The organism is Pontibacter populi, from assembly GCF_019336435.1.
GTDB lineage: Bacteria > Bacteroidota > Bacteroidia > Cytophagales > Hymenobacteraceae > Pontibacter > Pontibacter humidus.
Genome location: NZ_JAHWXQ010000005.1, coordinates 1 through 26,563 on the forward strand (window position 1 = coordinate 1; position 26,563 = coordinate 26,563).

The 26,563-nt window shown below is 44.7% G+C and carries 23 protein-coding genes; 7 read left to right on the plus strand and 16 right to left on the minus strand.

Annotation, left to right across the window (positions count from 1 at the left end):
• Positions 1 to 622: 622 nt before the first annotated feature.
• The 5 genes from KYK27_RS15390 to cphA form a co-directional block, all read right to left on the minus strand.
• Positions 623 to 2,632 carry an outer membrane beta-barrel protein gene (locus KYK27_RS15390; RefSeq protein ID WP_199111142.1) on the minus strand — a complete coding sequence of 670 codons (2,010 nt, stop codon included), beginning with the start codon at positions 2,630 to 2,632 and terminating at the stop codon, positions 623 to 625.
• Between the two features lie 11 nt (positions 2,633 to 2,643).
• The gene (locus KYK27_RS15395) at positions 2,644 to 4,029 is read right to left on the minus strand and encodes an ice-binding family protein (RefSeq protein WP_199111144.1); all 1,386 of its coding nucleotides are present in this window, start codon (positions 4,027 to 4,029) and stop codon (positions 2,644 to 2,646) included.
• A gap of 199 nt (positions 4,030 to 4,228) precedes the next feature.
• Positions 4,229 to 4,780 (minus strand): hypothetical protein, encoded by a 552-nt coding sequence (locus tag KYK27_RS15400; RefSeq protein ID WP_199111146.1) that lies wholly within the window; start codon positions 4,778 to 4,780, stop codon positions 4,229 to 4,231.
• A gap of 440 nt (positions 4,781 to 5,220) precedes the next feature.
• Entirely contained in the window at positions 5,221 to 5,781 is a 561-nt protein-coding gene (locus KYK27_RS15405; RefSeq protein ID WP_199111147.1) for a helix-turn-helix domain-containing protein, read from the minus strand.
• A 329-nt stretch (positions 5,782 to 6,110) separates the two neighbouring features.
• A complete protein-coding gene (cphA, locus tag KYK27_RS15410) occupies positions 6,111 to 8,741 on the minus strand; it encodes a cyanophycin synthetase (protein WP_199111149.1) in 2,631 nt (876 codons plus the stop codon).
• A gap of 579 nt (positions 8,742 to 9,320) precedes the next feature.
• Between cphA and KYK27_RS15415 the strand changes: the two genes are divergently transcribed.
• Positions 9,321 to 11,375 (plus strand): acetate--CoA ligase family protein, encoded by a 2,055-nt coding sequence (locus KYK27_RS15415; RefSeq protein WP_199111151.1) that lies wholly within the window; start codon positions 9,321 to 9,323, stop codon positions 11,373 to 11,375.
• 289 nt (positions 11,376 to 11,664) lie between these two features.
• Here KYK27_RS15415 and KYK27_RS15420 read toward each other — a convergent pair whose 3' ends face one another.
• The 10 genes from KYK27_RS15420 to KYK27_RS15465 all read right to left on the minus strand — a co-directional run bounded on the left by KYK27_RS15420 (position 11,665) and on the right by KYK27_RS15465 (position 20,133).
• Positions 11,665 to 12,300: a TlpA family protein disulfide reductase gene (locus KYK27_RS15420; protein ID WP_199111153.1), complete on the minus strand. Its 636-nt coding sequence runs from the start codon at positions 12,298 to 12,300 to the stop codon at positions 11,665 to 11,667.
• 59 nt (positions 12,301 to 12,359) lie between these two features.
• The gene (locus tag KYK27_RS15425; RefSeq protein ID WP_199111154.1) at positions 12,360 to 13,241 is read right to left on the minus strand and encodes a DoxX family membrane protein; all 882 of its coding nucleotides are present in this window, start codon (positions 13,239 to 13,241) and stop codon (positions 12,360 to 12,362) included.
• A gap of 121 nt (positions 13,242 to 13,362) precedes the next feature.
• A complete protein-coding gene (locus KYK27_RS15430; RefSeq protein ID WP_199111156.1) occupies positions 13,363 to 13,728 on the minus strand; it encodes a hypothetical protein in 366 nt (121 codons plus the stop codon).
• Between the two features lie 114 nt (positions 13,729 to 13,842).
• Positions 13,843 to 15,108, minus strand: a complete 1,266-nt coding sequence (locus tag KYK27_RS15435; RefSeq protein ID WP_199111158.1) for an MFS transporter — start codon at positions 15,106 to 15,108, stop codon at positions 13,843 to 13,845.
• A 103-nt stretch (positions 15,109 to 15,211) separates the two neighbouring features.
• Complete coding sequence (locus tag KYK27_RS15440) at positions 15,212 to 15,625, minus strand: DUF6691 family protein (RefSeq protein ID WP_199111160.1); 414 nt, start codon at positions 15,623 to 15,625, stop codon at positions 15,212 to 15,214.
• 96 nt (positions 15,626 to 15,721) lie between these two features.
• Positions 15,722 to 16,279 carry a YeeE/YedE family protein gene (locus KYK27_RS15445; RefSeq protein WP_199111162.1) on the minus strand — a complete coding sequence of 186 codons (558 nt, stop codon included), beginning with the start codon at positions 16,277 to 16,279 and terminating at the stop codon, positions 15,722 to 15,724.
• 89 nt (positions 16,280 to 16,368) lie between these two features.
• Entirely contained in the window at positions 16,369 to 16,695 is a 327-nt protein-coding gene (locus KYK27_RS15450; protein WP_199111163.1) for a rhodanese-like domain-containing protein, read from the minus strand.
• A gap of 95 nt (positions 16,696 to 16,790) precedes the next feature.
• Positions 16,791 to 17,654 (minus strand): sulfite exporter TauE/SafE family protein, encoded by an 864-nt coding sequence (locus tag KYK27_RS15455; protein WP_199111165.1) that lies wholly within the window; start codon positions 17,652 to 17,654, stop codon positions 16,791 to 16,793.
• 287 nt (positions 17,655 to 17,941) lie between these two features.
• The gene (locus KYK27_RS15460; protein WP_199111167.1) at positions 17,942 to 18,589 is read right to left on the minus strand and encodes a Crp/Fnr family transcriptional regulator; all 648 of its coding nucleotides are present in this window, start codon (positions 18,587 to 18,589) and stop codon (positions 17,942 to 17,944) included.
• 200 nt (positions 18,590 to 18,789) lie between these two features.
• Complete coding sequence (locus KYK27_RS15465) at positions 18,790 to 20,133, minus strand: MBL fold metallo-hydrolase (protein WP_199111169.1); 1,344 nt, start codon at positions 20,131 to 20,133, stop codon at positions 18,790 to 18,792.
• 584 nt (positions 20,134 to 20,717) lie between these two features.
• Between KYK27_RS15465 and KYK27_RS15470 the strand changes: the two genes are divergently transcribed.
• The 6 genes from KYK27_RS15470 to KYK27_RS15495 all read left to right on the plus strand — a co-directional run bounded on the left by KYK27_RS15470 (position 20,718) and on the right by KYK27_RS15495 (position 26,057).
• Positions 20,718 to 20,879 (plus strand): hypothetical protein, encoded by a 162-nt coding sequence (locus KYK27_RS15470; protein ID WP_199111171.1) that lies wholly within the window; start codon positions 20,718 to 20,720, stop codon positions 20,877 to 20,879.
• A gap of 266 nt (positions 20,880 to 21,145) precedes the next feature.
• On the plus strand, positions 21,146 to 21,994 hold the full coding sequence (locus KYK27_RS15475; protein ID WP_199111173.1) for an AraC family transcriptional regulator: 849 nt from the start codon (positions 21,146 to 21,148) through the stop codon (positions 21,992 to 21,994).
• A gap of 80 nt (positions 21,995 to 22,074) precedes the next feature.
• On the plus strand, positions 22,075 to 23,433 hold the full coding sequence (locus tag KYK27_RS15480) for an amidohydrolase family protein (RefSeq protein ID WP_199111175.1): 1,359 nt from the start codon (positions 22,075 to 22,077) through the stop codon (positions 23,431 to 23,433).
• Positions 23,430 to 24,095 carry an ankyrin repeat domain-containing protein gene (locus KYK27_RS15485; RefSeq protein ID WP_199111177.1) on the plus strand — a complete coding sequence of 222 codons (666 nt, stop codon included), beginning with the start codon at positions 23,430 to 23,432 and terminating at the stop codon, positions 24,093 to 24,095. Before KYK27_RS15480 ends, KYK27_RS15485 begins: the two co-directional genes overlap by 4 nt.
• A gap of 237 nt (positions 24,096 to 24,332) precedes the next feature.
• Positions 24,333 to 24,557, plus strand: a complete 225-nt coding sequence (locus KYK27_RS15490) for an outer membrane beta-barrel protein (RefSeq protein WP_199111179.1) — start codon at positions 24,333 to 24,335, stop codon at positions 24,555 to 24,557.
• Between the two features lie 258 nt (positions 24,558 to 24,815).
• Positions 24,816 to 26,057: a YaiO family outer membrane beta-barrel protein gene (locus KYK27_RS15495; RefSeq protein WP_199111181.1), complete on the plus strand. Its 1,242-nt coding sequence runs from the start codon at positions 24,816 to 24,818 to the stop codon at positions 26,055 to 26,057.
• A gap of 7 nt (positions 26,058 to 26,064) precedes the next feature.
• Here KYK27_RS15495 and KYK27_RS15500 read toward each other — a convergent pair whose 3' ends face one another.
• Positions 26,065 to 26,547, minus strand: a complete 483-nt coding sequence (locus tag KYK27_RS15500) for an STM3941 family protein (RefSeq protein ID WP_199111183.1) — start codon at positions 26,545 to 26,547, stop codon at positions 26,065 to 26,067.
• Positions 26,548 to 26,563 lie beyond the last annotated feature (16 nt).

Consider the following 26,563-nt stretch of genomic DNA (forward strand, 5'->3'; position numbering starts at 1 on the left):
CCTTCCTGGACATCCTGTCCTGGGAAATCAGTTAGCAAAAAGCCGCTTCATCTAACGGGAAGCGGCTTTTTTTATGCCTTAGTTGACCAAGGAAAGCAGTTTTCAAACTATGGATAGAGGCCACCTTTGCAGATTCGGCGGCCCTTATGGATTTTACAATGAACCTACCATTAATCTTTATTTACCTTAGCTGTTTTCTTAGTCTGTATGTCTGCTTTTGCGGGTACGCTGAGTTTTGGCTTCCATTTTGGCAGCCCGTTTGGCCTGCTTGGCTGAATACGTTGCTTCCTTGTCTAATCGTTTAACCTCTGTAGCATTTGCCTCTGCAACTTGAGCATCTGCTTTGGTATCCTTCTTCTAGTCCTTAGCATTTGATAACCGCAGTTCGTCTACTTTTGCACGTCCTGTGGCCACTTCATCGTTTTCTCTAACCTCATCTACAAGGCCTGAAGCATGTGCAAAGTTCTCCGGTTGGTCACTGATCTATTTATACCTCTATTCTGATAAAACTTTACTAACTGAGCTTCCTGAAAAGGGAGATATGTATTTGTAATTACTTTAAAAGCGAAAAGCTACCCGATTTACGATCAGGCAGCTTTTCAACAGTTGAATAAACGGAATCTTACTTCCCGGGGATGATGTCGATGATAACCGTACGGTTATAAAAACGCTCTTCGGGGTATTTGTTGTTGAATGGTGCAAGCGACTTATCTTCACCGAAGCCTTTAACTTCAAAGGTCACGTCTTTTCTGCCGGCTTTCGCCAGGCTGTTTTCGATGATTCTTTTTACATCATTAGCACGCGCCAAGGATAGGTTTCTGTTATTGGTTTCGTCTCCGATAATGTCGGTATAACCATGGATGATAACTTTGCCACCGGTTGGTATTTTTGGAGTTACAATTTCGGTCAGGTACTTTTCGTACGTTGTGATCGCTTTGGAGTCGTTAAACTCATAAAGCACACTATAGCGCTGGCCTTCTTCGTCTTTGGCAGGAGTCCAGAGTACCATATTTACGGTCGCTTCTTTCTTCTCTATGGTACCATTTTCTTTTGTACCCAGCATCGTTACCAGGTAAGTTCCTTTCGGTCGGGTTCCTAAAATCGATTTGCCGGGTATACTTACTGTTTCCTGCATATACGGTCCGAACTTCTGCACCATACCTTTATCATCTGTTAGCTCCATCGACCACGAGGTATAGGCTTTATCAGAACCGGCTGCTGTAAACGTTACATAACTATCAAGTGGAGCTTCCTGTATGGCAGCTATTTCTACCGGTTTAAGGGCAGCTTCCGGACCACTCTGGAATTCCATTAGCAAAGCAGGGGCGTTACTTTCGATTGATACACGACGGTCGCCTTCACGAAGCAGTTCCAGTTCTTTGGTACCACCCGGCTGCTCTGAAGGTAACTTAGGTTTGTTACGACCTTCGATTGCAATGCGCGAAGCATTGATGCCAAACGTATTAACCAAGTAGTTTTTCACGGTTTCAGCCATTACTTTGCCTTCCTGCGGACCATTTTCTGATGAACCAACCAAGGTTATAGTTGCCGATGGATTCTTGCCTAAGCGGTCTCCCAATATGTTCAGTACGTTATAGTATACTGTCATCTCACGATCAGAGCGGCCAGATAATGTTTTAGGCGTGAACACTTCCAACTGGTCTTCTTTGAAATCTTTTACCTGGTTTTTCTCCAGCAGCACATAACGGTTTGGTATGGCAGTAGAACCCTGGTTAAAGAATACATAGTTACGAAGTGGGAAGGTCTCTCTTACCCTGCGGTCTGTTGCAATGTTTGTAGGCGAGTTAACCGAGAACGTTACATCGTTGGCAACAATAGTTGCGTTTGGTTTTCCGCGTCCGAATTTAAGGGCAGCACCAACTCTGAGCGTGTTTACGGTCATCGTCTCAATGCTGCGTGGCGACTGGCCAAAGTATGGCTGGTACGTTACAAACGGAGTAAGTATCACCTGTGTGCGATTGTTCTGCGAAGCAAGCGGAATGTCATAACCGGCACCCACCTGCATTGAAAGTAGTCTTTCTTTCACATCGCTCAGGTCACCTTTAACTATAGGGTTCTTTTCCTGATCCGGGTAAGCCGGGTTAACGCCTTGCTCGTAGGTAAATTCTTTCTTCACATTAAAAGCCAGTCTCGGGCCACCCATCAGATAAAAACCTGATTCTTTGAAAGGGGCGAAGCGCAAGCTCGGTTCTACGGTAATGTAGCTTAGTTTAGTGCTCAGATCAGCAGGGCAGTCGCAGGCAGTGGTTTGTTGGTCAAATTCGCCTCTACGGCTGTCGTAACCCGTTTGCAGCATCAATCCCCATCTTGATTCCGGGCGACGATACTCTATAAGCGGTGCTGCGAACAGACCCACACCATTACCTTCATGGAAGGTTACTGGCGGCGTAAGTTGTGAGTTAAGCTTGTGTGTAGAGCCGTTATAGAAGTTAAAGTTTGCACCGGCTGCTGCACCAAACCACCACGATGGTTTCGTGAACGGAGCTTCCTGGGCCTGGGCCGGGGCCTGTATGCCAGTGAAGATAATGGTGCTAAGAACTATACTTTTGAGCGCAAGCTTAGAGGTAGACCACGCTGTGCGCGATCCGGTATTATTATTTTTGATTGTCATGTTCGTGTTGATTAAGGCTTCGTGATGATGTTCGTGTTGGTCATTACAACCGAGCCATTTCTGGCAAGCATTCTACCTGTTGCTGTAGCACCTGAGTTCATGGTGATAGAGGTAAGGGCAAGTACATTTCCTTTAAAGGAAGTACCGTCGCCGATAGTAGCTGAGCTGCCTGTCTGCCAGAAGATGTTTTTAGCCTGTGCACCGCCTTTAAGTATAATGTTACCGCCTGCGCCACCAACTGTTGTAAAGTCCGACGCTATCTGGAAGATCCATACTGCATTCGGGTCGCCTTGTGCATCCAGTGTTAAGTCACCGGCCTGTACTAATAATGTAGAAGTAGATTTGTATATACCTGGTGCCAGTGTTTTACCACCCTGGTCGCCGGCTACAGTAGCTGGTGCCGGAGATGATGCGCCTTCAGCAAAAAGATATGCTTCCAAAAGGTCCTGCTTCGCTTGTAACAACATGGCTGATGTTCCTGCCGGTGCACTGTCATCTGATGCGTAAATGGCGCCGTTCACAACTAAAGCCGGAGGAAAACCGGTTACCGAAGAGCGAACACCCGGTGTTATACCTACATCCAGGTTTCTGATCTCACTAAAGCCTGCATTGTTACTGATGCCTACACCTGCAAAGATGCCGAAGCGGCCCACAGATTTAAGATCTACACCCATTGCTGGCGTACCTGGCTGGTTATTGTCTCCTGTTGTAAACGACCACTCATAGTTGTTCGCTAAAGCTACACCGTTTTTGCTTTTGGCTGCTGTCGTTATAGTTGCAGTATAAGTTGTATTAGTAGCCAGGTTGTTGGCAGGTGTAAAAGTAGCCGTTATGTTGGTATAGTTAATGGTACCAACTACAGTTGTTGTGCCGTTCTTTAAAGTGAACGAAGTTGCTGTGAGCGTTGCAGGATCCATTTTTTCGCTGAAACTGGCACTGATCACTTTGTTAAGAGCAACACCGGTAGCCTGGTTGTCCGGGTCAGTTATAATGATGCGGGGAATTGAAGGAGGTACTGTTGTAAAGGTCCATACATAATCTGTCTGAAGCGCATTACCTAGCACATCTTTTACAGATGTAGCAACTCTGCCTGTATAAGTAGTAGCAAATTTCAGGTTTTTTTCAGGTACAAAGGTCAGGGTGTTGGTTTTTGTATCGTAGGATATCTCGCCTGATACTTTTTCCGGTCCTGTTAAGGTGAAGGATGTCTGGTTGATGGTCTCAGGGTTCATTTCCTCATTAAAGGTAACTGTAACATGAGAGGAGAGAGGAACCAGGGTGGCTCCGTCTTCAGGAGTGGTACTTAAAACAACGGGGCAAACCCCAAAATTTTCTATGAATGTATCTTCTTTACATCCGGCAATTACGACAACCGATGCAAACGCAAGGGTAGTCACTAGTTTTCTTAAATTCAATCTGTGTTTGTTAATTTTCCGTTACTGGCGGGTGCGTGCATCTTTATTAAGCACGGCAGTATTTAGTGTTACAAAAGTGGGCTGATAAAACAGCAAAGTCACATTTGGGTAATGAAAGTAAGTTTGTCCTATGGAACCTGATTTGCCTAAAGCATTTACAGGCAGCAGAAATTAGAGGAGGTTAATGGATGGCGATGCCTATAGTTGATACACCTGTTGACAGGTCAAGGAAAGCGCCTACTCTGTTGTTAAAGTGATATTCTGTGCCGATGTGCAGGTCCAGGAACAAGGGATTACCTCTGCGGTAATAGTTCTTATCGCCGTCATAGTTATCTTCCCAGCGCGAGTTGATTATCGCAAAGCCAAGTGAGCCAGCCAGGTAAAAATCCCATTTAGAATTTGCCTGCAGTAAGTCATCAAAATAATATGTTCCTTTTGCACCAATCGGTACCACCGTTTCGCGGTATGTGTAGTTGTTATTATCAGCGCGGTAGTCGTTCGAAAAAGTAGAGAAGCTTATAAAAGGTGCAAGCGTAAATCTCTTAGCCACATCAAACTCATAGTTAACATTGATAACCGGTAAAGTTCTGTTTGCATATTTATAGTAGCCGCCGTAGCCGCCAATACCTACACCCAAGTTTAGTGTGCTGCCGTGTTTTTCCTGGGCAGTTGCATTCAGCTGGAAAAAGCTGATAAACAGGATGGTTAATGTGATTGTAAATAATCTCTTCATATTATGTTTTTTAAATTTCTGATAAGGGTAGTGCTATACCTGTTGGGTTAATAAAAGCGAACCCAGAAAAGTATAAGGTTTGATTTTGAAGTGCAGAACTATAGCTCCAGCTTTTCATTTTAATCTGAAATGCAGTTTTGCTTATAAGAACTGACGGAAAAGGAATTGGTATGCGAGCTGTCGATCAGGATGCTGATCTTGGAACTGAATTATGAAATCTGTATTAGCGGTTAACATCTTTTTTGCTGCCTTGCTGGCAAGCAGTTATTAATGCTTTTGGTGTTGCTGGTACTTTGTAGTTTAGAATCAGATAAGGGGGCTTTTAAAATCCGTTACTGGCGGAAGCTGGTCTTTCTATAGTTCAGCTGTTTTTGATGTTACAAAGGTGGGGCTATACAAACTGCCTTATGTTACACAGTAAAAAAAGTTTGTTACATAAATCACATGTTTTCCAGGTTGGCCATCCTTTTTTGCTTTAGTTGCTTGTAAAAAGAAGGAGAGAGGCCGGTTACCTTCTTAAACTGGTTCGATAAATGGGCCACGCTACTGTAATGGAGTCTATGAGCGATCTCGGTCAGGTTAAGCTCTTTGTACAGCAGCAACTCTTTTACTCTTTCTATTTTATGAAATATGATGAACTGCTGAATGGTAATGCCTTTCACTTCAGAGAAAATGTTAGCCAGGTAAGTATAGTCGTGGTTTAGTTTTTCGCTGATAAAGTCTGAATAGTTCGCCTTCGGGAATTCATCTGAATAATGGATCATCTCGATGATAACGTTCTTTATCTTCTCGATCAGGATACTTTTCTTGTCATCCAGCAATTCCAAACCAGACTGCAACAGGTTGGTTTTGAGTTGTGTGCGCTGCTCCGGTGTAATGTCTTCGAGTATTTCAACTGTACCCAGGTCTACGACTACAAACTGTAAACCCAGTTTGGTCAACTCTTCCTTCACCATCATTTTGCAGCGCAGGCTTACCATGTATTTGATATACAATATCATAACAATAAAATTTTAAACAGCCATTTATCCTGACGCAGGAAGCAATACCTTTATCACGTAGTATAAGAATGTAAATGTACACAATACCTGATGGTATAGTGTATGTTTGATCATTAGCCTCAGAATTGACTATTGTAAATAACCATAGGAGAAGTTTATTAAATTAAAAAGCCGCTCTACACGATGCAGAGCGGCTTTTGTTATAGTAGAAACCAGAGGACGGAGTTATCGAAACCAAAAAAACAGAATGTTCCTTTGGGCTTACCTTAAAGAGTATAGGTGTAGAACCAGTCCAAAAACCTCACATTTACTATCCTTGATCTTTAAACTTATTTATCGGCATTTTGCTCACGGTGCTGAATAATTCTGAAATTTTCGACCAGCTTAACTGCCTCACTTATATCTTCGGAAAACAAGGCAATAAAGGCGTTTTGGGGAGCATATTCCAGGGCATAGGCCAGTGCGCTGGCTTCCTGTTTTATTTCCACCGGTTCAAGTTCCGGTTTTACCGAGAAGATGCCTTCCTTCAGCAGGTTATTTATTTCCTCTCCACTGCGGCCGCGCAGGTCTTTATCCTGCCGAATAATGATCTCATCAAAGATCTCAGCGGCGATCTTACCTACTTCCCGCATGTCCTGGTCACGACGGTCACCAACTCCTGCTATAATTCCGATCTTCGGATAGGCATCTGTGTTTTTGATAAAATCGCCGATAGCCTGCATGCTAGCCATGTTATGCGCATAATCTATCAGCACTTCTGCTTTTGGCAGTTTAAACAGGTTCATGCGGCCCGGCGTAGTTTCGGGGGAAGGTATAAACGTGCGCAGCGCTGTTCTTATTTCGTTGATCTCCATGTGTGAGATATAGGCTGCCAGGGTAGCTGCCAATACGTTATAAATATTAAACCGGGCCTTGCCTCCGAAGGTCAGTGGTACATCGGCCACGCGGTCTACCCTTATCTTATAAGTGTTTTTGAAGATGGAAATGTAGCCGTCTTCGAAAACTGCAGCCAAGCCTCCTTTTGAAATGTGTTCTGTTATGCGGGGATTGTTTTCATCTAAACTGAAAAAGGCAATCTTGCAGCGTAATCCGGTAGCCATTTCATAAACCAGGTCATCATCTGCGTTCAAAACAGCATATCCTTCCGTGCAGACCGTTTTAGGTACAACTGCCTTTACCTTGGCCATTTCTTCTACAGTATGAATATCGCCAAGGCCCAGGTGGTCTTCCGAAACATTCATCACAATACCAACATCACATTGCCGGAATGCCAGTCCGGAACGCAGCATGCCTCCGCGGGCAACCTCCAGAACAGCTTGATTTACAGTAGGATCCTTCAATACAAATTCACTGCTGTAAGAACCCGTTGTATCACCTTTTATGATCTTCTTGCCTTGTATGTAAATGCCATCAGTCGTGGTAAAGCCCACTTTCTGGCCTTTAAAGTTAAGTATATGCGAAATGAGACGAGATGTGGTGGTTTTGCCATTTGTGCCCGTCACAGCCACGATCGGGATACGGGAAGGGCAACCATGAGGAAACAACATATCAATGATAGGCTCGGCTACGTTGCGGGGCAAACCTTCGGTAGGGGAGATATGCATTCTGAGACCTGGGGCTGCATTTACTTCAATTACGGCACCTCTTGTATCAGGTAATGGAATTGCAATATCTGAGGTCATGACATCAATACCGCAGATATCGAGCCCTATGATACCGGCAATACGCTCGGCCATTAATACATTGTAGGGATCCACTATATCCGTAACATCGGTAGCCGTGCCGCCTGTGCTCAGGTTGGCGGTTTTCTTTAAGTGCAGTTCTTCGCCATCGGCAAGTATTGTTTGTAGGCTGATGCCTTTCTCACGTAAAATACCCCGGGTAATGCGGTCAACTTTTATGTGCGTCAGTTCCTTTTCGTGACCTACTCCACGTCGGGGGTCTTTGTTTACCTGGTTGATCAGTTGCCTGATTGTGGAGACACCATTGCCTACAACCATAGCCGGGGTACGTTTGGCAGCAGCTACAAACTTGCCGTTTATTACGAGTACCCTGTAGTCAAATCCCTGAATGAATTGCTCTACCATTACCGCCTGGGAAAAGCGCTGCGCTTCGGCAAAACCCCTGGCAGCATCTTTCCAGTTTTGTATGTTAATGCTGGCTCCTTTGCCCTGGTTGCCGTCCAGCGGTTTGGTTACAATAGGGTAGTCCAGCTCATCTATCGCTTCCTCCAGTTCCCGTAGCGAATACACTGTTCTCCCTTTCGGTACCGGTATGCCTGCCTCTTCCAGTATGTCTTTGGTCATGTTTTTATTACCGGCACTCTCCACTGCAAAAAAGGAAGTGTTGTTGCTCATGGCAGCCTGAATGCGCTTCTGGTAGATGCCATAGCCAAGATGTATCTGCCCACTTGGCTTGTTCTGAATGTAGGGGATATTGCGGTTTACGGCTTCCTGTAAAATGGCTTCCGTAGTTGGCCCAAAGTATTCATCTTCCCGTATCTGGTGCAGCCTGGCCACATCCTGTATGATACTAACTTTTCCGCCCCTGGCCAGGGCCTCCGTAATGCGCACTGCTGCTTCGGCAGCATACTCCCCGGCGCGCTCCTGCTGGTACGAGAAAACTATAGTTTCTACTCCGGGCATGCCATTAGCATAGCGCCTGCCGTAACCACTGTTCATGCCGGCCATAGTTTGTAGTTCTAAGGCTATGTGCAGTACAACCTTGCTCAACACTGTTCCTTCGTCCAGCAACTTTATAAAGCCACCTTCTGTGCCTGCCGACGATCTGTGTTTATATATTTGAGGAAATAACTTCTGTACTTTATGTGACAGGTTTGGTATCTCATTTGTCTGTACATGTTGCAGATCTTCCAGGTCCAGTTTGAGCACAATTATCTTGGGATGCTTGATGGACCAGTAATTTGGCCCACGCATTATTTTCAGTTCGAGGATCTTCATAAAGATTTAAAAATTGACTCTTTTACACGGATGCTATAGTTGTCTTAATTATTAGGGTATAGCAGTTCGAAGAAAAGTGCTAAGCGTTTCTTAAGCTATACGTAGGCTGGTGTGTAGCAGTAAAATAGGATGTGATAAATTCGTAATAATGCTGCCAGAATTAGTAGCAGATGATGAAAACTAAGTGTAAGTACGGAGCTAACTATAGCTTCCGCATCTTTTCGATAATAAGCTATACTCTAGCTTGAACGGCAGATGCACATAGGCTATAGTTTAAAAATTCAGGTACGGGGCGGGAGATACGACTGAGAAAACTCTTTGTGAGTCTGATTCAGAATACGGTAAGCTTCATAGTCAAGTGCACTTCTGGTAAGTCTTGCTCCTATTCTATCATCCGGAATAATAACTTTTATAGAGCATTTTTGAACAGTTGGCTGGTAAATATTTAGGTGCAAACTATAGCAGTGAATTTGAGTGAAAAGGAAATAAGACCGCTTTAGGTAACCTGAAAATGACTTGTATCATAGTTTAAGAACGACGCAGAGGTTTACTTTGGGCTCTCGGTAAACTATAACCTTCATGATCACACCGCAACTCCTACAGCCTTCCAGTATAGCCATCGTGGGCGCTTCAAATGATACCTCTAAACCAGGAGGAAAAGTGCTCTTCAATATACTAAAACATGGTTTCGCCGGAAAAGTGTTTGGCGTGAACCCCAAAGAACAACAGGTGCAGGGAGTACTTTGTTACTCCTCCTGCGATGACCTGCCAGACGTGGACCTGGCTATTATTGCTATTGCTGCGCACCAGGTAGAAGCCGCTTTGCGCTCACTTGCCTTTCATAAGAATTGCAAAGCGTTTATACTTTTCTCGGCAGGTTTCAGTGAGGCAGGGGATTCAGGTAAAGCGCTGGAGCAACGGTGCGTGCAGATAGTGGAGGAAGTGGGCGGTACGCTGATCGGTCCGAACTGCATTGGCGTCATCACTGGCAACTATAAAGGTGTATTTGCAGGCCCGGTGCCCACATATGATCCGATGGGCTGCGACTGCGTTTCCGCTTCCGGGGCAACGATGGTTTATCTGCTGGAGTCTGCTATTCCGAGAGGTTTGAAATTCAGGGATATTTTTTCTGTTGGAAACAGCGCCCAGATTGGGGTGGAGGATGTGCTGGAATACTGGGACGAAACCTACGATCCTGCGCATAGTTCCAGCATCAAGCTATTGTATATGGAGCAGATTGCAGACCCCATGCGCTTCCTGAAACATGCCCGTTCGCTTGTTAACAAAGGCTGTCGTATTGCGGCCATTAAGGCAGGAAACACAGAGGCCGGTTCAAGAGCCGTCTCCTCACATACAGGGGCACTGGCCGGCTCTGATGCTGCTGTGAGTGCGCTGTTCAGGAAGGCGGGCATTATCCGGTGCTATAGCCGGATTGAGCTGGTTTATGTTGCCGCTATTTTTACGATAAAACCTTTGAAGGGAAACCGGATCGCCGTGATCACACATGCCGGTGGACCGGGCGTAATGCTGACTGACATCCTGGTAAAAGGTGGAATGGAAGTACCCCACATAGAAGGTGCCAAAGCAGATGAATTGCTGGCAAAACTCCACCCAGGTTCGTCAGTATCGAATCCTATCGATTTTCTGGCAACCGGCAATGCGCTGCAGTTGGGTGAGATACTGGACTATGTAGACAACGAATTTGATGAGATTGATGGTGCAGTCGTGGTGTTCGGTACAACGGGTATGTGGCGTGTGGATGATGTGTACCAGGTACTTCACGAAAAAATAAAGACCTGCCGTAAACCTATTTTCCCGATACTGCCTTCCGCTATACAGGCGGCCGAAGAGGTAAGTCATTTCCATACTATGGGTCACGTAAATTTTACAGATGAAGTAAGTTTTGGCTACGTGCTCTCCAGGGTTAATAAGTTACAGCCACCTTACCCGGAAGTCCAATTACCTATAGTTGATGTGCCTCGCATCAGAGAGGTAATTGAAAACAATACTTCAGGCTATCTGCCACCAGAGGATGTAAACGCCTTGCTCCAGGCAGCAGGTATAGTTACAGCAGCGCAGGCCACAGTAAGATCAGAGGCGGAAGCTATAGTTGCAGCAAAAGAACTGGGCTTCCCGCTGGTAATGAAGGTGGTTGGTCCTGTTCATAAATCGGATGTAGGCGGTGTGGTGATAGATATACAAAATGAACAGGAAATAGCTGCCAACTATAACCGGTTGATGGCTATAGTTGGTGCTGAAGCCGTACTGCTACAGCAACAGCGCAGCGGGATTGAAGTATACATGGGAGCCAAGGCTGAGCCACCGTTTGGCAAACTTATACTTTGTGGCCTAGGTGGCATTTTTGTAGAGGTTTTCAAAGATGTATCTGCTGCCTTGTCACCGGTGCACAGCGAGGAAGCTGCCCGCATGATACGCCGCCTACGCTCTTACCCGATCATCCAGGGTATAAGAGGCAAGCCCGGTGTTAGTGAAGAGTTGTTAGTTGAAACTATTTTGAAGCTTAGCGCCCTGCTGGAAGCTGCTCCTGAGATCAGTGAAATGGACATAAATCCGCTATTGGGAAGCATGGAGAGCTTAGTAGCAGTAGATGCCCGAATTTTGATAGAAAGGTAAAATGCACCTATTTCTGTAGTGAGGATGCCCGTATGGTAACTATAGGGAATAGATTATCAGACATAAGAGCCGCTCCATTTAAAAGGAAGCGGCTTTTATAGTTGTAGGCCAACGAATATATTTATCAAACAGGATTTACAGTGTACTTTCTGATTTAAATGGGCTTTTCAGGTAGAAGCTAATTCAAAATAATAAAGCTCAATATGTTAGTATATGTAAGCAAAACACAACTGGATTCCTGTTTAAAAACAAAGCTGCCCGGTTGATACAGGTAGCTTTATGTAGTTCTTTAATTTTTAACCATATTCTGTAAAAACGCTACAACTTCGGGTGTATCGTAATCGGCCATACCTTCCTGCTTGGCTACAATTTTCCCTTCCGGTGAAATGATGAACGTTGTAGGAATTGCATTGGAATAAAACTCCTGCGGGAAATTGCTGGAAGGCAGGTACACCGGGAAAGTATAATTTTTCTTATCTATAAACTTCTTTACTTTCTCCATGCCTGCTTCATCCACGGAAAGCATCACAAAGGCAATTTTATCGGAGCCTACCTTGTCGTATAGTTTCTGGATGTTCGGCATTTCGGCAATACAGGGCGGGCACCAGGTAGCCCAGATATTCAGGAATACCACTTTCCCTTTCAGGCTTTCAAAAGCCACCTGTTTACCCTGCAGGTCCACCATCTTAAAACCCGCGCCGGCCATATTTGAATTAGCCACAGCAGCCGCATCAACTACAGCATTTGCATCCGGGTTCTGCAAAGTTTCCGGCACATCCGCATTTTTGATGCCTGTGGCCAGCAGTATGCGCTGCACCTGCCCGATAGCTTCAGTGTGCAAACCCGTTAAATACAGGATCCCAAAGATGCCAAGCATTACTGCCCAGCCAGGTATATTCTTTATAGAAAATTTCTTCTTATTCATGATTTTTTATTCTGATGAAACTCTCTGTAGAGAGCGTCTTTTGATTTCTTAAATATAGTTTATAATTCAACAGTTTTATAGCCCTGCTGCTGCAGGTCAAACATATAGGTCAGGCCATTGGGTTCTACTTCCAGGCCATCAACTAAGGTGCTTTGGTCTACTTTGAACTGCTTTAGCGACATGCCACATATTTTAAAAGTAACCCCCAATGCGCTGCCTTGCTCAATAAACGGCGCCATTTCACTTCCTTTCTGAAACGCTTCCACTGACTTTCCGCAAGCCATGATCACAAAAGCTTCGCTGTTATAGTTGCTGTCTTTTGTAATGCTTTCTGCAGTATTTACAGCAGCTTTCAGGTGACTCGGCTGGCTTATCAGTACGGCATATTTCTGTTTGGAAGCGGACTGTTGGGTACTGGATTGTGCGATTGTGCCTGTAGTAGTACAGGAGCCAAGCGTAAGTAATGCACCAAGAGCTAACACGTTAATATAGTGCTTGTTGCCTATGGTCTGGTAGGCGGCTTTCTTTTTTAAGGAAAGTACCTGGTCAAGGCCATAGTACACAGCGCCGCTCAAAATAAAGAATAACAACATACCGATCAGGGCAATGTTCTTGAACAGCGGACCGGCACCATCGGGGTTGGTAATCTGTACGGTTAAGGTAATAGGCACAAGTATAGCCAGCAGCCCCAGCGCAGCCAGTTTTGTTTTAAATCCGGCAAGCAGCAGGATACCACCTACCAGTAAACCAATACCTGAAAGTATGATCAGCGACTCGGCTGGTGCGATGGTCGTTGCCAGGTGTCCGAATGCAGATTTCTGAAGTTTGGCAGTGGCACCGGCAGTTTTAAAAATATGATTGATACCGGCTGTAATGAAAATAAGGCTGCCCAAGATGCGGAGCACCAGGAATGCAATTCTTTGCAAAGGAGTAAATTCCATTTGTTTGATCTTAAAATGAATGATACAGATATTTTCCTTCTACTCTCAGCGAGAAATGTAGAAGTATAGCTATGCAAGGACTAAAAGAATAGTCTGCCATAGCATCTAAAGTAAAATCATTTTAAGCCAGCCGGGGAGGAGCGTGTTCTGTTTCGAGGTACGGGGAAAGATGTTGATTACTACTGGTAACTATAGCTGGTTGAACTATAGCTATAGTATAAAAAGCATGAAGTTGCTGCGACGAAACTATAGCATAAATTTGCTGTCCGCAGTCAGTAACCATATTGGCAGCGCTTTTAGATTCAGAATGGGTCTGGTGTTTCAGACACTTTTTAGCGCAAGGTTTTTTAATGCCGTTGTTGCTATAGTTACAGCTTTTTGAAACGATATGCTGCTTAAGATCAGCAGCACCAGGCAGGCTGCCGCTCTTCTGTATGCCGAAAAGCAGGAGGATGATGCTGAAAAATAAAAGCAGGTAGGTCTTCATTTTATTCTTAAAGCAGCTACTTCGGTTATCGTAAAACTGCAGTTTGTGTATCTAACAGAACCTAAACTATAAATTGTTTCATCTGCTTTGATAGCAACACCTAAAAGTAAACATTTAAGCTTGCCGAAGCAAACCGGTACTACATTCCTTACTGTGCCAGAGTAGCTTTTTGGTGCAGCACATTCTATACTCTGATAATAGTCCCGCAGCTATGGTTAGTAGGGCAGTGCCTAGAATAACGGCTTCCAACCCAAACAGGTCTCCAAACACACCGGCAACTATAGCACCGGCTACATACCCAAAGTCGCGCCAGAAACGGAAAATGCCCAGGCTTTGTGGTCGTTGACTCGGGTGCGTGTTCTCTGCCACCACCGACAGGAAATTCGGGTAAACCAAGGCTGTGCCCACACCAAGTAGAGCGAGCGCAGTTATCAGAATAAGATAGGAGCCTGCAAATAAAAGTAAAGCTATTGCCACACCCTGTAGCATCATGCCCAAACTTAACAACTGCTTTTTGCAGAGCATATCACCAAACTTGCCGGTCACCAGCTGTCCTAATCCCCACACAACCGGGTAAATGCCGGCCAGCAAACCTGTTTGCGTTAAACTATAGCCTTTAGTACTTAGCAGCACTGGTAGTAATCCCCAGAGTATGCCATCGTTCAAATTATTTACAAATCCGTTCAGGGTAACAGAACCTAAGTTGCCATGTCGCCAGGTGGTATCTTTCCAGATATTTCGGAGCAGCGGTATGTTGGTCTGTTTTATTTCTGTTTGTACATGGCTATGCGTGTCACGCACCAGAAACACCGTCAGTAGTAACCCTATTAGCGAGAAAGCGATACCAGGAATAAAGGCATAAGTGACTTTGCCAGTGGCCGACGCGATATAACCTGCCAGAAATGCCACCAACCCAACTGCCAGGTAGCCGGCAAACTCGTTAATGCCCATGGCCAGGCCACGGTTCTTTTCACCCACCAGGTCTATCTTCATCACAACCGTTGCCGACCACGCCAACCCCTGGTTAATACCCAATAGGAGGTTTGCAAAAATGACCCACCACCAGCTTTCTGCATACAACAGCAGCCAGGGAACGGGGAGGGCGAATAACCAGCCTATCATAAGCAGCTGCCGGCGGGTATACCTGGAAGCCAGCCTGCCCATGGCCAGGTTAGCGCCGGATTTTGCCAGGCCAAATGCAACTATAAACGAAAGTAGCGCTGTGTGCCCGTTTATACCGAAAACTGTTTCAGCAAACTCCGGAATGACAGAACGCTCCAGGCCTACCATGGCACCCACAAAGCCGTTTACAAGCACCAGCAGCCAGAACTGCCCTGCATTCTCCTGTAAGCCAAGCTTTGTTTCGGATGGTTGCATCATGTTGCTTCTCTACTTTTTGAGTCGGTAACGGATTTAATATGCTGGAAGGCCACAGATCATGTACCGGCGACTTTCACAACACATTTCACTTTTAGCCAATTCTTTAGTGCGGTAATCTGTCTTTGACAACGCCATAGGTATAGGTGCCTGCAATAGCCCCTCCAATTGCCAGAAGTATAGCCCAGAAGCCATGACCCAGGTTTACAAACAGCGGCCCCGGACAGGCGCCAGTAAGTGCCCAGCCTAACCCGAAGATGGTGCCCCCGATCAGGTAACGCGACACAGACTTTTCTTTAGGTTTAAAGATGATCGGGTTACCCTGAAAATCTCTCAGCTTATATTTTTTTATCACGTAGGTAATGATAACCCCCAACACCACAGCTGTGCCAATAATGCCATACATGTGGAATGACTGAAAGCGGAACATCTCCTGGATACGGAACCACGAAATAGCTTCTGACTTGCTCATCACGATGCCAAATAAAATGCCGGCAAGTATAAATTTTAATCCTTTCACGGGAAGATAATTTTAATGATTAATGACGAATGATTTAGTATAAAGGGGATGAACAGATACATTGAAGTTGAATTATTCATCACTCTCTATTCATTCTTAAAAAATAAGCGGAAGCAATACGAATGTGGTGATCAGTCCGCCTATAAAGAAGCCTATAACAGCGATAAGGGACGGTAACTGTAGGTTAGACAAGCCACTGATGGCGTGACCCGATGTACAACCACCAGCGTAACGCGAGCCGAAGCCGATCATAAAACCACCCAGCAACAGAATCAGAAAACCTTTAACTGTAAATAGGGATTCCAGGCTGAAAATCTCTCCTGGCTGTAATGCATCTGGAGCAGAAATGCCTAACTGGCTTAAGTCCTGAATGGTAGCCTGGGAGATTTGTACAGCTTCACCTGTCGATAAGAATTCGGAAGCGATGAATCCACCAATGACTGCGCCTACTAAAAACAGCAGGTTCCAGGTTTGAGCGCGCCAGTCAAAGTCAAAAAAGCTTACTTTTTTACCAGCGCCACAGGCGGCACAAATCACGCGCAGGTTAGATGAAAAACCAAACGACTTTCCGAAGTATAAAAGCAGTGCCATTATCAACGCTATTACTGTACCCGACACATACCAGGGCCATGGCTGACTTATAAATTCTAACATAAGGTTAAGTTGATTTTATAGTTGTTTTTAGTGTAAGTATAAATTCTGTTCAAGGGACATATCTATACTTTATGAATTTGAAATAACCTTTATCTTGGCCAGGCACCAATTCCACCTGCCAGGTTATAAGCTTTAAACCCGTGAGCTGTCATCAGGTCGCAGGCAGAGCCACTTCGGTTGCCACTACGGCAGAACACAAAGTATTCGGTATCCTTGTCTAAAGTAGCTAAAGCCTGCTGAAACTGACTGGAGGTAACGTCTAAATTGGTGGCCGTAGGTAGGGTGCCGGATGCAAATTCTGCTGCAGTGCGCACATCCAGCAATGTTGCTTTTGGTGCATTTTCGTACTTTAATTTAAACGTATTGCCGTCCAGGTTTTCGTAATTCTTTGGTGTTGATTGAAAGAAATTGAACATGATATTTGATGTTTATTTTCAGTTTATGATTGATTACACTGCAAATTTCGGAAGATATGTTTCCTTGTTCAGTGACTTTGGTCACGCAGTTAACCTTAAGCGAAAAAGAGCTCTTTGATGATAATATAGATACCCATAACCAGTACAAACCAGCCAAATGAAGTCTTTAGTTTGTCGGCATGTACCTTAGCAGACAGGTAGGTACCTATAAAGATACCGGCAATGGAGATGGTCGAGAATATACCCAGTAACATCCAGTCGATCTCATAGTTGAACACATCGCCCATAAAACCAAACAATGATTTTACAGCAATAATAAGCAGGGATGTGCCCACGGCCATTTTCATATCCAGCTTGCTGAAAAGTACCAGCGCAGGAATGATAAGAAAGCCACCGCCTGCACCTACTAAGCCCGTTAATGTACCTACCACCAGGCCTTCTGCCAGAATGCCGCCATAGTTAAACTTAGGTTTAGGATGTGTTTCTTTCAGATCAGTGTGCTCCACATCCAGTTTAGTGTCGATATTCTCGTCTACAGCATCTATTGGTTCTGCTGGCGCTTCTTTTTTCTTTTTGATCATAGAGATAGAAGCAAATACCATCAGGCTGGCAAACAGGAGCATTAGCAGCACACCTTTTGTTACGGCCAGATCGCCAACTGTAAACAGGTTCTCAGGAATGGCTGGTACCAGGTAACGACGCGTTATGTAAACAGCCACAATAGAAGGCAACCCAAATACGATGGCTGTTTTTAAACTCACCAGGCCTTTCTGGTAGAACTTATAAGAACCTACCAAACTGGTTAAGCCAACTATAAATAAAGAGTAAGCTGTAGAGATTACCGGACTCAGTCCCAGCAAATAAACCAAGACAGGTACAGTAAGTATGGAGCCGCCACCACCAATCAAACCGAGTGATAAGCCAATTAACATGGCAGCAATGTATCCGAGTATTTCCATCGTATTTTGTTTAATGAACAATACAAAGGTATACAAGACCGCAATTAACTTCAGTGACTCTTATCACAGAGGGATTTATAGTTAGAGAGTTTGTGAGTTAAAGAGTTTAGGAGTTAGAAAGTTAATAAGGAATAAGTTAGAAAGTAGAGTTTTACTTTGGTATAGTTTAAACCACACTTCCTGTTAAAGTCTGATGCCCAAATATTGCACTAAGAATTTAACAATTTTATTTCCACACTCATACTTCACTAACCCTTTAACTCATAAACTCACAAACTCTCTAACTCCTAAACTATAGTCAGGTCGTGGACTTCGATGTAGTTACGGTGTAGGGTTATGGCGCCGGTCTGTTCCAGTTTTTTGAGCAGGCGGGAGATCACTTCACGGGACGAGTTGAGTTCGTTGGCGATCTGTTGGTGAGAGAGTTTAACTTCATTGCCGCTTACTTTTACATGACTTTTCAGGTAAAATAGCAGGCGTTCATCCAAGCCTTTAAAAGCAATACTGTCAAGGGTTTGCAATAGCTCTTCGAAGCGTTGGCGGTAGGAGGCTATGACAAAGTTATGCCAGGTTTTATACTTGCCTAACCATAGCTCAGACAAATGAGAAGGGACCAGCAGCACTTCTGCATCTGTAACGGCTTTTACCATGATCTGACTTTTCTCGTTGCGGGCTGTACACATCATGGACATGGCACAGGCATTCCCGGCTTCCAGGTAATACATCATAAACTCATTTCCTTCATCGTCTTCGCGGTATACTTTAAGCAGGCCGCGCAGCAGCAAAATAGTGGATGTAATGTACTGACCCGACCGCATCACTTCTTCCCCTTCACCTACTTCTTTCAGGGTGCTTTCTGCTAATAGTTCATCTAATAAGGAATCTTCCAGAGTAGGGAATTTTTTAAGAACAAGCTCTTTCGGGATCGTCTGCATAAGGTTTCTATATACTAGCTTTAATTTATTGAATTTTCTGGTTAGTTGCGCGTTAAGAATACTTTCTATTTCAATCTGATATATTGGTTAATTCGTTATCACAGGAGTTTGTTTAACTATACGACCTGCGCAAAATAGGGTATCAGCAAAAAGCCGGTGCACTCTTTGGTGCACCGGCTTTTGTAAGTTAAGTTTTATTACTACTTGTTTTTGAAATCATTCACAGCTTCGCTTAAATCCATTACGTTGGCATCAGGCAAGGCAGCTTCCAAAATACTGCTACCAGCAGCCGAGCGATAACCGCCTGCACAATGTACAACTATAGGTTTTGCTGTAGGTATCTCTCCTGCACGCTCGCGCAACTCCGGCAAGGGAATGTTGATCGCTTTCTCAAAGAATTTTCCGGTCTTTACTTCCGAAGCGTTGCGGATGTCTACAATCGTATAGTCATCCTGGTGTTGGCGGAAGGCATCTACATCAATCAAAGATGAACTATAGGCTGCTTCGCTGTCAAGTACAAAAGCCCCTTTTACCAGTAGTTCATACCCTGTTTTTGCTGCTTTGGAGATCAGGTCATCCAACTGTGTATCATTTTCTGCTACCAGGTAAAACTGTTCTTCAGGGCCAACTATACTTCCCAGCCATGTTTCAAATTTGCCACCATTCTGTATGTTGATCGCGCCTTTGTAATGTCCTTTCTTAAACAGCTTTTCATTACGGGCATCTACTACAAGCGCACCTTCTTCCGGCGTAAAGTTCTTCTCCAGTCTTTTAACACTGTTTATACTTGGGTTATAGTCCGGAGCACCTTGTTTATTCAGGCTCACATCGTAACCAAAGTATTTCGGAATGAAAGGCTGGTCTTCTGTCAGTATCTTCACAAACTCATCTTCGCTCATGGGCTGCAGCGCATAGTTGCCGATCTTTTCAGCACCAATTGTGCTGCTGTTAGCATCACTCAATGCTTTACCGCACAGCGAGCCAGAACCGTGTGCCGGATACACTATTACATCATCTGCCAGCTTCATTAACTTTTCTCTGGTGCTCCTGTACATCTGGCGCGCCAGTTCTTCCCGCTTGGCTGTTACATTGCCGGCATTTTCACGCAGGTCCGGTCTGCCAACATCCCCAATAAACAGGGTATCGCCCGTAAACACAGCCTTGTCTTTTCCTTCATGTTCCAGCACAATGCTGATGCTGTCGGGGGAGTGGCCCGGGGTATGCAGCGATCTGAGTGTTATCTTACCTACCTGTAATATTGCACCATCGTCAAATGCCTGGTGCGGATAATCAGCACCAACCAAACTATGGGTGTAAATGGTTGCTCCGGTTTTGTGATGTATCTCCAGGTGTGAACTAACAAAATCAGCATGTGGATGCGTCTCTATAACACCTACAATTTTAGCATTGTTTGCCGCTGCAAAATCGTAACAGGCCTGCGGGTTTCGGGCAGGGTCAACAAGCACCACTTCATGTGTCTTTTCATTTAAAATAGCATACCCAAAATGCGCTAATCCTTTGTCTTCAAACTGTTGTATTTTCATAATCTGTTTGGTTTATACTTTATCTATTACTTTAGTTAAACTACACTTCGGAAGTTTTATCCTGCTTTGATAGTACAAAGGTAGCTTGTTGGTATAACCGGTTCAGTGACGATTGTCACACAAGTAACAGCTGTATGAATACAACTATAGTTAGTAGGTAATAGAGCTTTTATTACCCTTCCAGCTGTTTTCAGAAAGTTAGATAAGTATAAGTTAGTGAAGTTAATCGAGTAAAAAGGTTGCTCCATTGCTGTGAATGGGCTTTTTAAAATAATAGAACAAAAGCATTAGTCGACGGAAAAACGCAAGCAATGCATAGTTATAGTTAAATGATATTTTCTCTATGCGCATGAATATCACTAGGTTCAAAAAACTTGTCTATAGTTTCAGTATAACTAAGGTACTTTTTAAGTCGGGCATTTTATCTTGCGAAGAGCATTGGTTCACCCACTTTTATAAAGGAAACCATATCTCTATTGCAGAAAGCGATTTAATTTCGTTTACTAGTATAAGAAGTATTATCAGGGAGGAAGGGCTTAATAAGTCAGGATCCAAAATATCTTACAAATAAATTGAAGTAAACTATGAGTACCAGAGCAAGAGACCAGCAAAAAAAGCAGCGCCAAAAAGAGTTCAAGGAAAGAAAAGAACATCAGCAGGCCCTTAAAGCTGCAGCAATAAAAGGGAAACGCCAATCAGCAGGAAACGAAGATGGAATGGCTAGTCCGCCTAAAACCGAAGACTGATACTTGCTTATAATAGGGGTAGTAATAATGTAATTACTTCACTCAATTTGAAAGTTCTACGGTAGCTTATTTCTAGGTATAAGAGAAACTTCGATACATAAGCCGACTCCAGCTAGAAAAAGTAAGGTATTTATGTTTTAAGCTACATACACTATGACGCAAATGATTTAATTAAAGATGATTTTACATAGGTACCTAAAGGAGGATGATCTGGTCAACTATAGTTCGTACGTTTCTATTATGACAATTTGTTTAACCTTAAAGCTGTGAACCCTACAGATAATTTCCCGGTGCTCGGCATACAGGAGTTTCAGCCTGACCTGCAGCAGCAGAATGAGCTGCAGTTTCATCTGATACAGGGCAAGCAGCACATTGAAAAACCGCACAAACATGACTTCTTCATGCTTCTTTTGTTTGAGAAAGGAAGCGGAACACATACCATAGATTTCAAGCAGTATGAGGTAGGAGATCATCAGTTGCACCTGCTATTTCCAGGCCAGGCACACAGCTGGACTTTAGGTGAAAATACGTTGGCCTATCAGCTCATGATCGACCGTCCCGTTTTGGATATGTTCTCGTCTTCACTGGAGCTTACGTTTGTGCTGTACCAGTGGCAACCGGTCCTTGACCTTTCCCACGAAACTTTCTCCAAGCTACAGTATGAGTTTCAGGCGATACAGGCGGAACTGAGTATAACGCCCATACACTGGGACATCGTTAACCTGCGAAACCGGTTGATCGCCCAGCTGGTGAGCCGCGAGGCCGAGAGCAGGCACGATTACCTGAAAGTATTCCGCGCTGTGCCGGCGCTTATGCGCTATCATCAGCTGGTAGATGAACATTTTAAAGTGAAGAAGACCGTAGCCTTCTATGCCGACCAGCTACACATTTCGTCTAACTACCTGAACATACTCTGTAAACGGCACCTGCAGGTACCTGCGCTGTTTCTGGTACACAATCGCATCATCCTGGAAGCCAAACGATTGCTGCATGCATCAGAAATGCCTGTCAAAGAAATAGCTTTTGATCTTGGTTTCAGCGACCTGGCCCATTTTTCCAACTTTTTCAAGAGAAAAACGGGTGCTTCACCGCGATTCTTCCGGGAGCAGTTATAAAATTTACAAGTTTTGGAAGGAACCGCACATCTGTTTAAAGGATAGGAGGGGCTACCTTTGTACTTTTATAAAACTGTACTATGGCTCTACACCCAATAACGCGTAAAGATTTCATCAAAAGTTCTGCTATGTTGCTTGCCAGTACCAGCCTGGCCTCCTGTACAGGTATGCTGGCTACCACACAACCAGAGGCTACTGAGCAAGCCAGATACATAGCTGCCGGTAATGCCCTTACGCTTAAGAATGTGAGGCTGGAGACGGGGTTCGAGTATGACGGGGAGGAAGTAATAGGAACTAAAACAGGCCTGTTCACCATTGAGATCAGGGACGGTAAGATAAAAGCTATTTTTCCCAATAACCCCAAAGCTAATGCTCTGGATGCCCAGGGTCTGCTGCTGCTTCCTGCCTTCAAAGACATGCACATTCACCTGGACAAGACCTTTTACGGCGGCCCGTGGCAGGCGCGGCGCAAGAAGAACAGAACGGTGCAGGACATGATTGCCTACGAGCAACAGGTACTCCCGAAAATGCTGCCAACATCTACCGAGCGGGCGGAAAAACTGATCGAGCTGTTGCAATCGCATGGGGTTAACTTTGCCAGAAGCCACGTCAACATCGAACCTGCTTCCAGACTCGACTCCCTTAAAAACCTGCAGCAGGCACTTGATAATAAAAAGGATAGCTTCGATGCAGAATTGGTAGCTTTTCCGCAGCATGGCATCCTAAGTTCAAATTCAGAGCAACTGATGAAAGAAGCCGCCACGATGGGCATTGATTATATAGGTGGTTTAGATCCGGGTGCAGTTGACGGTGATATGCAGAAGAGTATGGATTTTATGGTGAAACTGGCACTGGATCATAAAAAGGGTATTGACATTCACCTGCACGAGAGTGGTGTATCCGGACTTAAAACTATAGAATACCTGATCGATCGTGTAAACGAGAATCCTGTCCTGAAAGGCAAGACCTTCATCAGCCACTGTTTTGTACTTGCCTCGCTTGAAAAGCAAAAGCTGGAAGCAGTAGCGGAGAAACTGGCCGCTGCCGAAGTAGGTATCATTTCTACCATCCCTATCGGAAAACAAATGATGCCTATTCCGACGCTCTACAAGTATGGCGTGGACGTGCGCACCGGCAACGACTCTATCATTGACCACTGGAATACCTTTGGTACGGGCAGCATTCTGCAAAAAGCCAATCTGATGGCGCAACTATATGGTTACTCCACCGAGTTCGAGCTTTCCAGATGCCTGAAACTGGCTACCCACAATATCCTGCCACTCGATGACAAAGGAAACAGGCAGTGGCCGCAGGCAGGCGACAAAGCCGACCTGGTACTGGTAGACGCCAGTTGCTCGGCAGAAGCCGTTTCCCGTGTATCTCCCGTGAGATCATTGATTCATAAAGGGAAAATCGTGTACCAAACAACTACCGTATGAACACACTATTGTTAATATTTTCGTTTTTATTGCTTACTTCCTGCCAAACAGAAACTTCTATGCAGACACCAGCCACACAAAACTCCCTGGTGGAGGCCGTTAATAATAACAAGTTAGATGCAGTAGCAGCTGCCCTGAAAAATGGAGCGGACGTGAACGCAACCGATACACAGAAAAGGTCGCTACTGCTCCTGGCCACGCACCAAAACAACCTGGAAATGGCACAGCTGCTTGTTAAACACGGCGCTGATGTAAACCAACAGGACGCGATAAAAGATAGCCCTTTTTTATATGCCGGCGCATCAGGCTATACGGACCTTGTGAAACTATACCTGGAAAACGATGCCCGGTTTGATGTCTTTAACCGCTATAACGGCAGCGCCCTGATTCCGGCATGCGAGAGAGGTCACCTGGAGGTGGTGAAGCTGCTGGCTAATACCAAGGGCTTTCCCATAGACCATGTAAACCGCCTGGGCTGGACCGCGCTGATGGAAGCCGTTGTATTGGGAGATGGTTCCAAGACTTATGCAGAGGTAGTACAGACATTGGTAGATGCTGGCTGTGACATTAACATTCCGGATAAGGATGGGGTTACAGCGTTGCAGCACGCCCGTAAAATGGGATTTTCTGCGATTGCCAAAGTTCTGGAAGAAGCTCGTTGAGACTCCTGATAATTCGGAACACAACTTAACTTTTTTAGGTGCTGAAATTAAGAGAGGCCGCTATGCATGTTCTAACATAGCGGCCTCTTATGTTAACGCGGGTGACTGACTCAGCCTAAATAGGTTTCAAAAGACGTACGTCTTGAAGTAAATACGGCCTATCAGGGTCCTGTCGCCTATGGTTTGTATCATGTTATGGATACTTGGGGAATAGATACAGGCCTGTAGCGCTCGTTTATGAACGATAAGCTGGACGTAAGTATGAGCATAACAGATATTTTCAAGACCAGAAGAATGGTAGGAACTATAAATATAGACAGCAATACAATTTCAGCAGATCAATACAGAGGAACACAAAGCTTTAAGATCAATCTTCGGTACCGTCTCAGTAAGGGCAGTGAGTTTAAGTCAGGTAAGAAAAGTATAAACCTAGATGAAGTGAACAGAGCGGGTGGTAAATAAGCCATCCCTATAGTATACCTCCAGTGAATTTCTGCAAACTATAGCATTAAGTTCTGATCATGTCCTGAATCAGAAGAGGCGCTTGTCCTGGTGGCAGGCGTCTCATTTTTTTATCAATCATGTTCCAACCTTAACCCTGACTGAAGAAGTTTGCTTGTACTGCTTTCAGAATGTCATTTGAATTCGGAAAATGTTTTACCTTCGATGTATTGAAATGACTATACGTTTATCTTTTCTTCATCTTCTGGTTGTATTACCTTGAAAGCACTTCTGATCACACTTACTTTTTTAGCTATAGCCGCCTGGTTTCCTTCTTTAACTTTTGGACAATCTTCCACAGAAGCTGATTTTCAGAAAGCGCGGGAAATCGCCTTTGAACAGAAGAACTATAGCCAGGCCATAGAACTATGTAAGCAGGTGTTGCAACAGGACTCACAGTATATAGATGCACGTATTTTGTTGGGTAGATTGCATTACTGGAATGGCTCGCCGGACTCTGCTATAGTTGAACTTGAAAAGGCTTACAGGCAGATGCCCGCTTACGAAGATGCAGCGCAGGCTTTAGCGAATGTGCTGTACTTTGAGAAACAATACGACGAAGCACTTCAGTACCTGGCAGCAGGACTATCACGTCTTCCACAATCGCGCGGGCTTCTCACCCGAAAGGCTACAGTATTAGCGGGTATGGCCAACTATAAGCAAGCCTATAGTTTGGCAGACAGCCTTTTAGCAGGCGACCCCTCTAATGATCAGTTGCTAGCCTTAACCAGCCAGCTACGCGAGTACAGCTATGAGAACCGCATAGAACTAACCTATGACTATACTTATTTCGAAAAACAGTTTGGGGATGCCTGGCACCTGGCAGGTATCAGTTACGGAAGGCAAACAAAAATAGGCCCTGTAACCGGACGGGTAAGCTATGCGAACAGATTTGCTTCTAAAGGCTGGCAGTTTGAAGCAGATGCCTATCCGAGACTTTCCAGAACAGTCTATGCTTATACTAGTTTTGCTTACTCCGCCGATCTGCCAATTTTCTCAAAGGTAAGAGCAGGATTGTCTCTATATGCGAACCTGCCAAAAGCTTGGGAAGTGGAAGGGGGAGCACGGTTTCTCCGTTTCGATGAGTCTATCTGGGCCTATACTTTCTCGGTGGGCAAATACATCCAGAACTTCTGGATCAATGGCAGAACCTACCTGACGCAGGGAAACAACAGCGTATCGAATGCCTATAGCTTAACAACGCGCTATTACCTGAAAAGTGCTGATAATTACGCTTCGCTTATAGTTGGCTGGGGTATTTCGCCGGATGACCGTTCGCAGGCCGTGCGGTTGAACAGCAGCGAGAAACTACAGACGTTCCGAATTGGTGGCGGCTATCGGTTTGCAGTTGCTAAACGGCATATCTTCTCACTGAACGGTACATACGAAAACGTAGAATACCTGCCGGAAACCAAAGGCAACCAGCTGAACATCTCTACGCTTTACCAGTTCCGGTTTTAAGCTATAGCTATAGTTCAGGTTGATCTAATGGGGCGTATGTTTGCTTGAATTCTTCCAGCAACGCTAAAAGTTCGGTTGCTTGCATACCGTAGGTATCAGGCAGTGCTCCATGGCTGTCTGAGATTTCTTTGGATATATATTTGCCGAACGCATGGTCTTTATGGCTATCAACATAGTCAAACATAACAGTTAGATCGCGACCTACATATCCAAGATTAAATGATTCAACCTCTTTCCAATAAGTAAAATGGCTGCGGAAGAAACTTGTAATGGTAAACCCCTCCTTGGTTAGTAAGAGTTGAAATGAGCCCGGTATCAGCTGAATTAAAAACGTGATCGAGCACAATCCGAAGAATATTATACTCATCCAACCCATAAATTCATTTTCTTCCAATACTAAGAACCCGGCAGCTGTAAAAGCCACGCTTCCCGTCAGGAATAAAATGATCTTTGATTTTTTGGGCCGTAATATCAAGTTCCTGTTTTCCACTTTATGATGCCAGACT

What these genes read in the sequence shown, in the direction of transcription:
- KYK27_RS15390 (WP_199111142.1), bottom strand. Translation starts at nt 2,632, where the DNA reads ATGACAATCAAAAATAATAATACCGGATCGCGCACAGCGTGGTCTACC.
- KYK27_RS15400 (WP_199111146.1), bottom strand. Translation starts at nt 4,780, where the DNA reads ATGAAGAGATTATTTACAATCACATTAACCATCCTGTTTATCAGCTTT.
- KYK27_RS15405 (WP_199111147.1), bottom strand. Translation starts at nt 5,781, where the DNA reads ATGATATTGTATATCAAATACATGGTAAGCCTGCGCTGCAAAATGATG.
- cphA (WP_199111149.1), bottom strand. Translation starts at nt 8,741, where the DNA reads ATGAAGATCCTCGAACTGAAAATAATGCGTGGGCCAAATTACTGGTCC.
- KYK27_RS15415 (WP_199111151.1), top strand. Translation starts at nt 9,321, where the DNA reads ATGATCACACCGCAACTCCTACAGCCTTCCAGTATAGCCATCGTGGGC.
- KYK27_RS15420 (WP_199111153.1), bottom strand. Translation starts at nt 12,300, where the DNA reads ATGAATAAGAAGAAATTTTCTATAAAGAATATACCTGGCTGGGCAGTA.
- KYK27_RS15425 (WP_199111154.1), bottom strand. Translation starts at nt 13,241, where the DNA reads ATGGAATTTACTCCTTTGCAAAGAATTGCATTCCTGGTGCTCCGCATC.
- KYK27_RS15430 (WP_199111156.1), bottom strand. Translation starts at nt 13,728, where the DNA reads ATGAAGACCTACCTGCTTTTATTTTTCAGCATCATCCTCCTGCTTTTC.
- KYK27_RS15435 (WP_199111158.1), bottom strand. Translation starts at nt 15,108, where the DNA reads ATGATGCAACCATCCGAAACAAAGCTTGGCTTACAGGAGAATGCAGGG.
- KYK27_RS15445 (WP_199111162.1), bottom strand. Translation starts at nt 16,279, where the DNA reads ATGTTAGAATTTATAAGTCAGCCATGGCCCTGGTATGTGTCGGGTACA.
- KYK27_RS15450 (WP_199111163.1), bottom strand. Translation starts at nt 16,695, where the DNA reads ATGTTCAATTTCTTTCAATCAACACCAAAGAATTACGAAAACCTGGAC.
- KYK27_RS15455 (WP_199111165.1), bottom strand. Translation starts at nt 17,654, where the DNA reads ATGGAAATACTCGGATACATTGCTGCCATGTTAATTGGCTTATCACTC.
- KYK27_RS15460 (WP_199111167.1), bottom strand. Translation starts at nt 18,589, where the DNA reads ATGCAGACGATCCCGAAAGAGCTTGTTCTTAAAAAATTCCCTACTCTG.
- KYK27_RS15465 (WP_199111169.1), bottom strand. Translation starts at nt 20,133, where the DNA reads ATGAAAATACAACAGTTTGAAGACAAAGGATTAGCGCATTTTGGGTAT.
- KYK27_RS15470 (WP_199111171.1), top strand. Translation starts at nt 20,718, where the DNA reads ATGAGTACCAGAGCAAGAGACCAGCAAAAAAAGCAGCGCCAAAAAGAG.
- KYK27_RS15480 (WP_199111175.1), top strand. Translation starts at nt 22,075, where the DNA reads ATGGCTCTACACCCAATAACGCGTAAAGATTTCATCAAAAGTTCTGCT.
- KYK27_RS15485 (WP_199111177.1), top strand. Translation starts at nt 23,430, where the DNA reads ATGAACACACTATTGTTAATATTTTCGTTTTTATTGCTTACTTCCTGC.
- KYK27_RS15490 (WP_199111179.1), top strand. Translation starts at nt 24,333, where the DNA reads ATGAACGATAAGCTGGACGTAAGTATGAGCATAACAGATATTTTCAAG.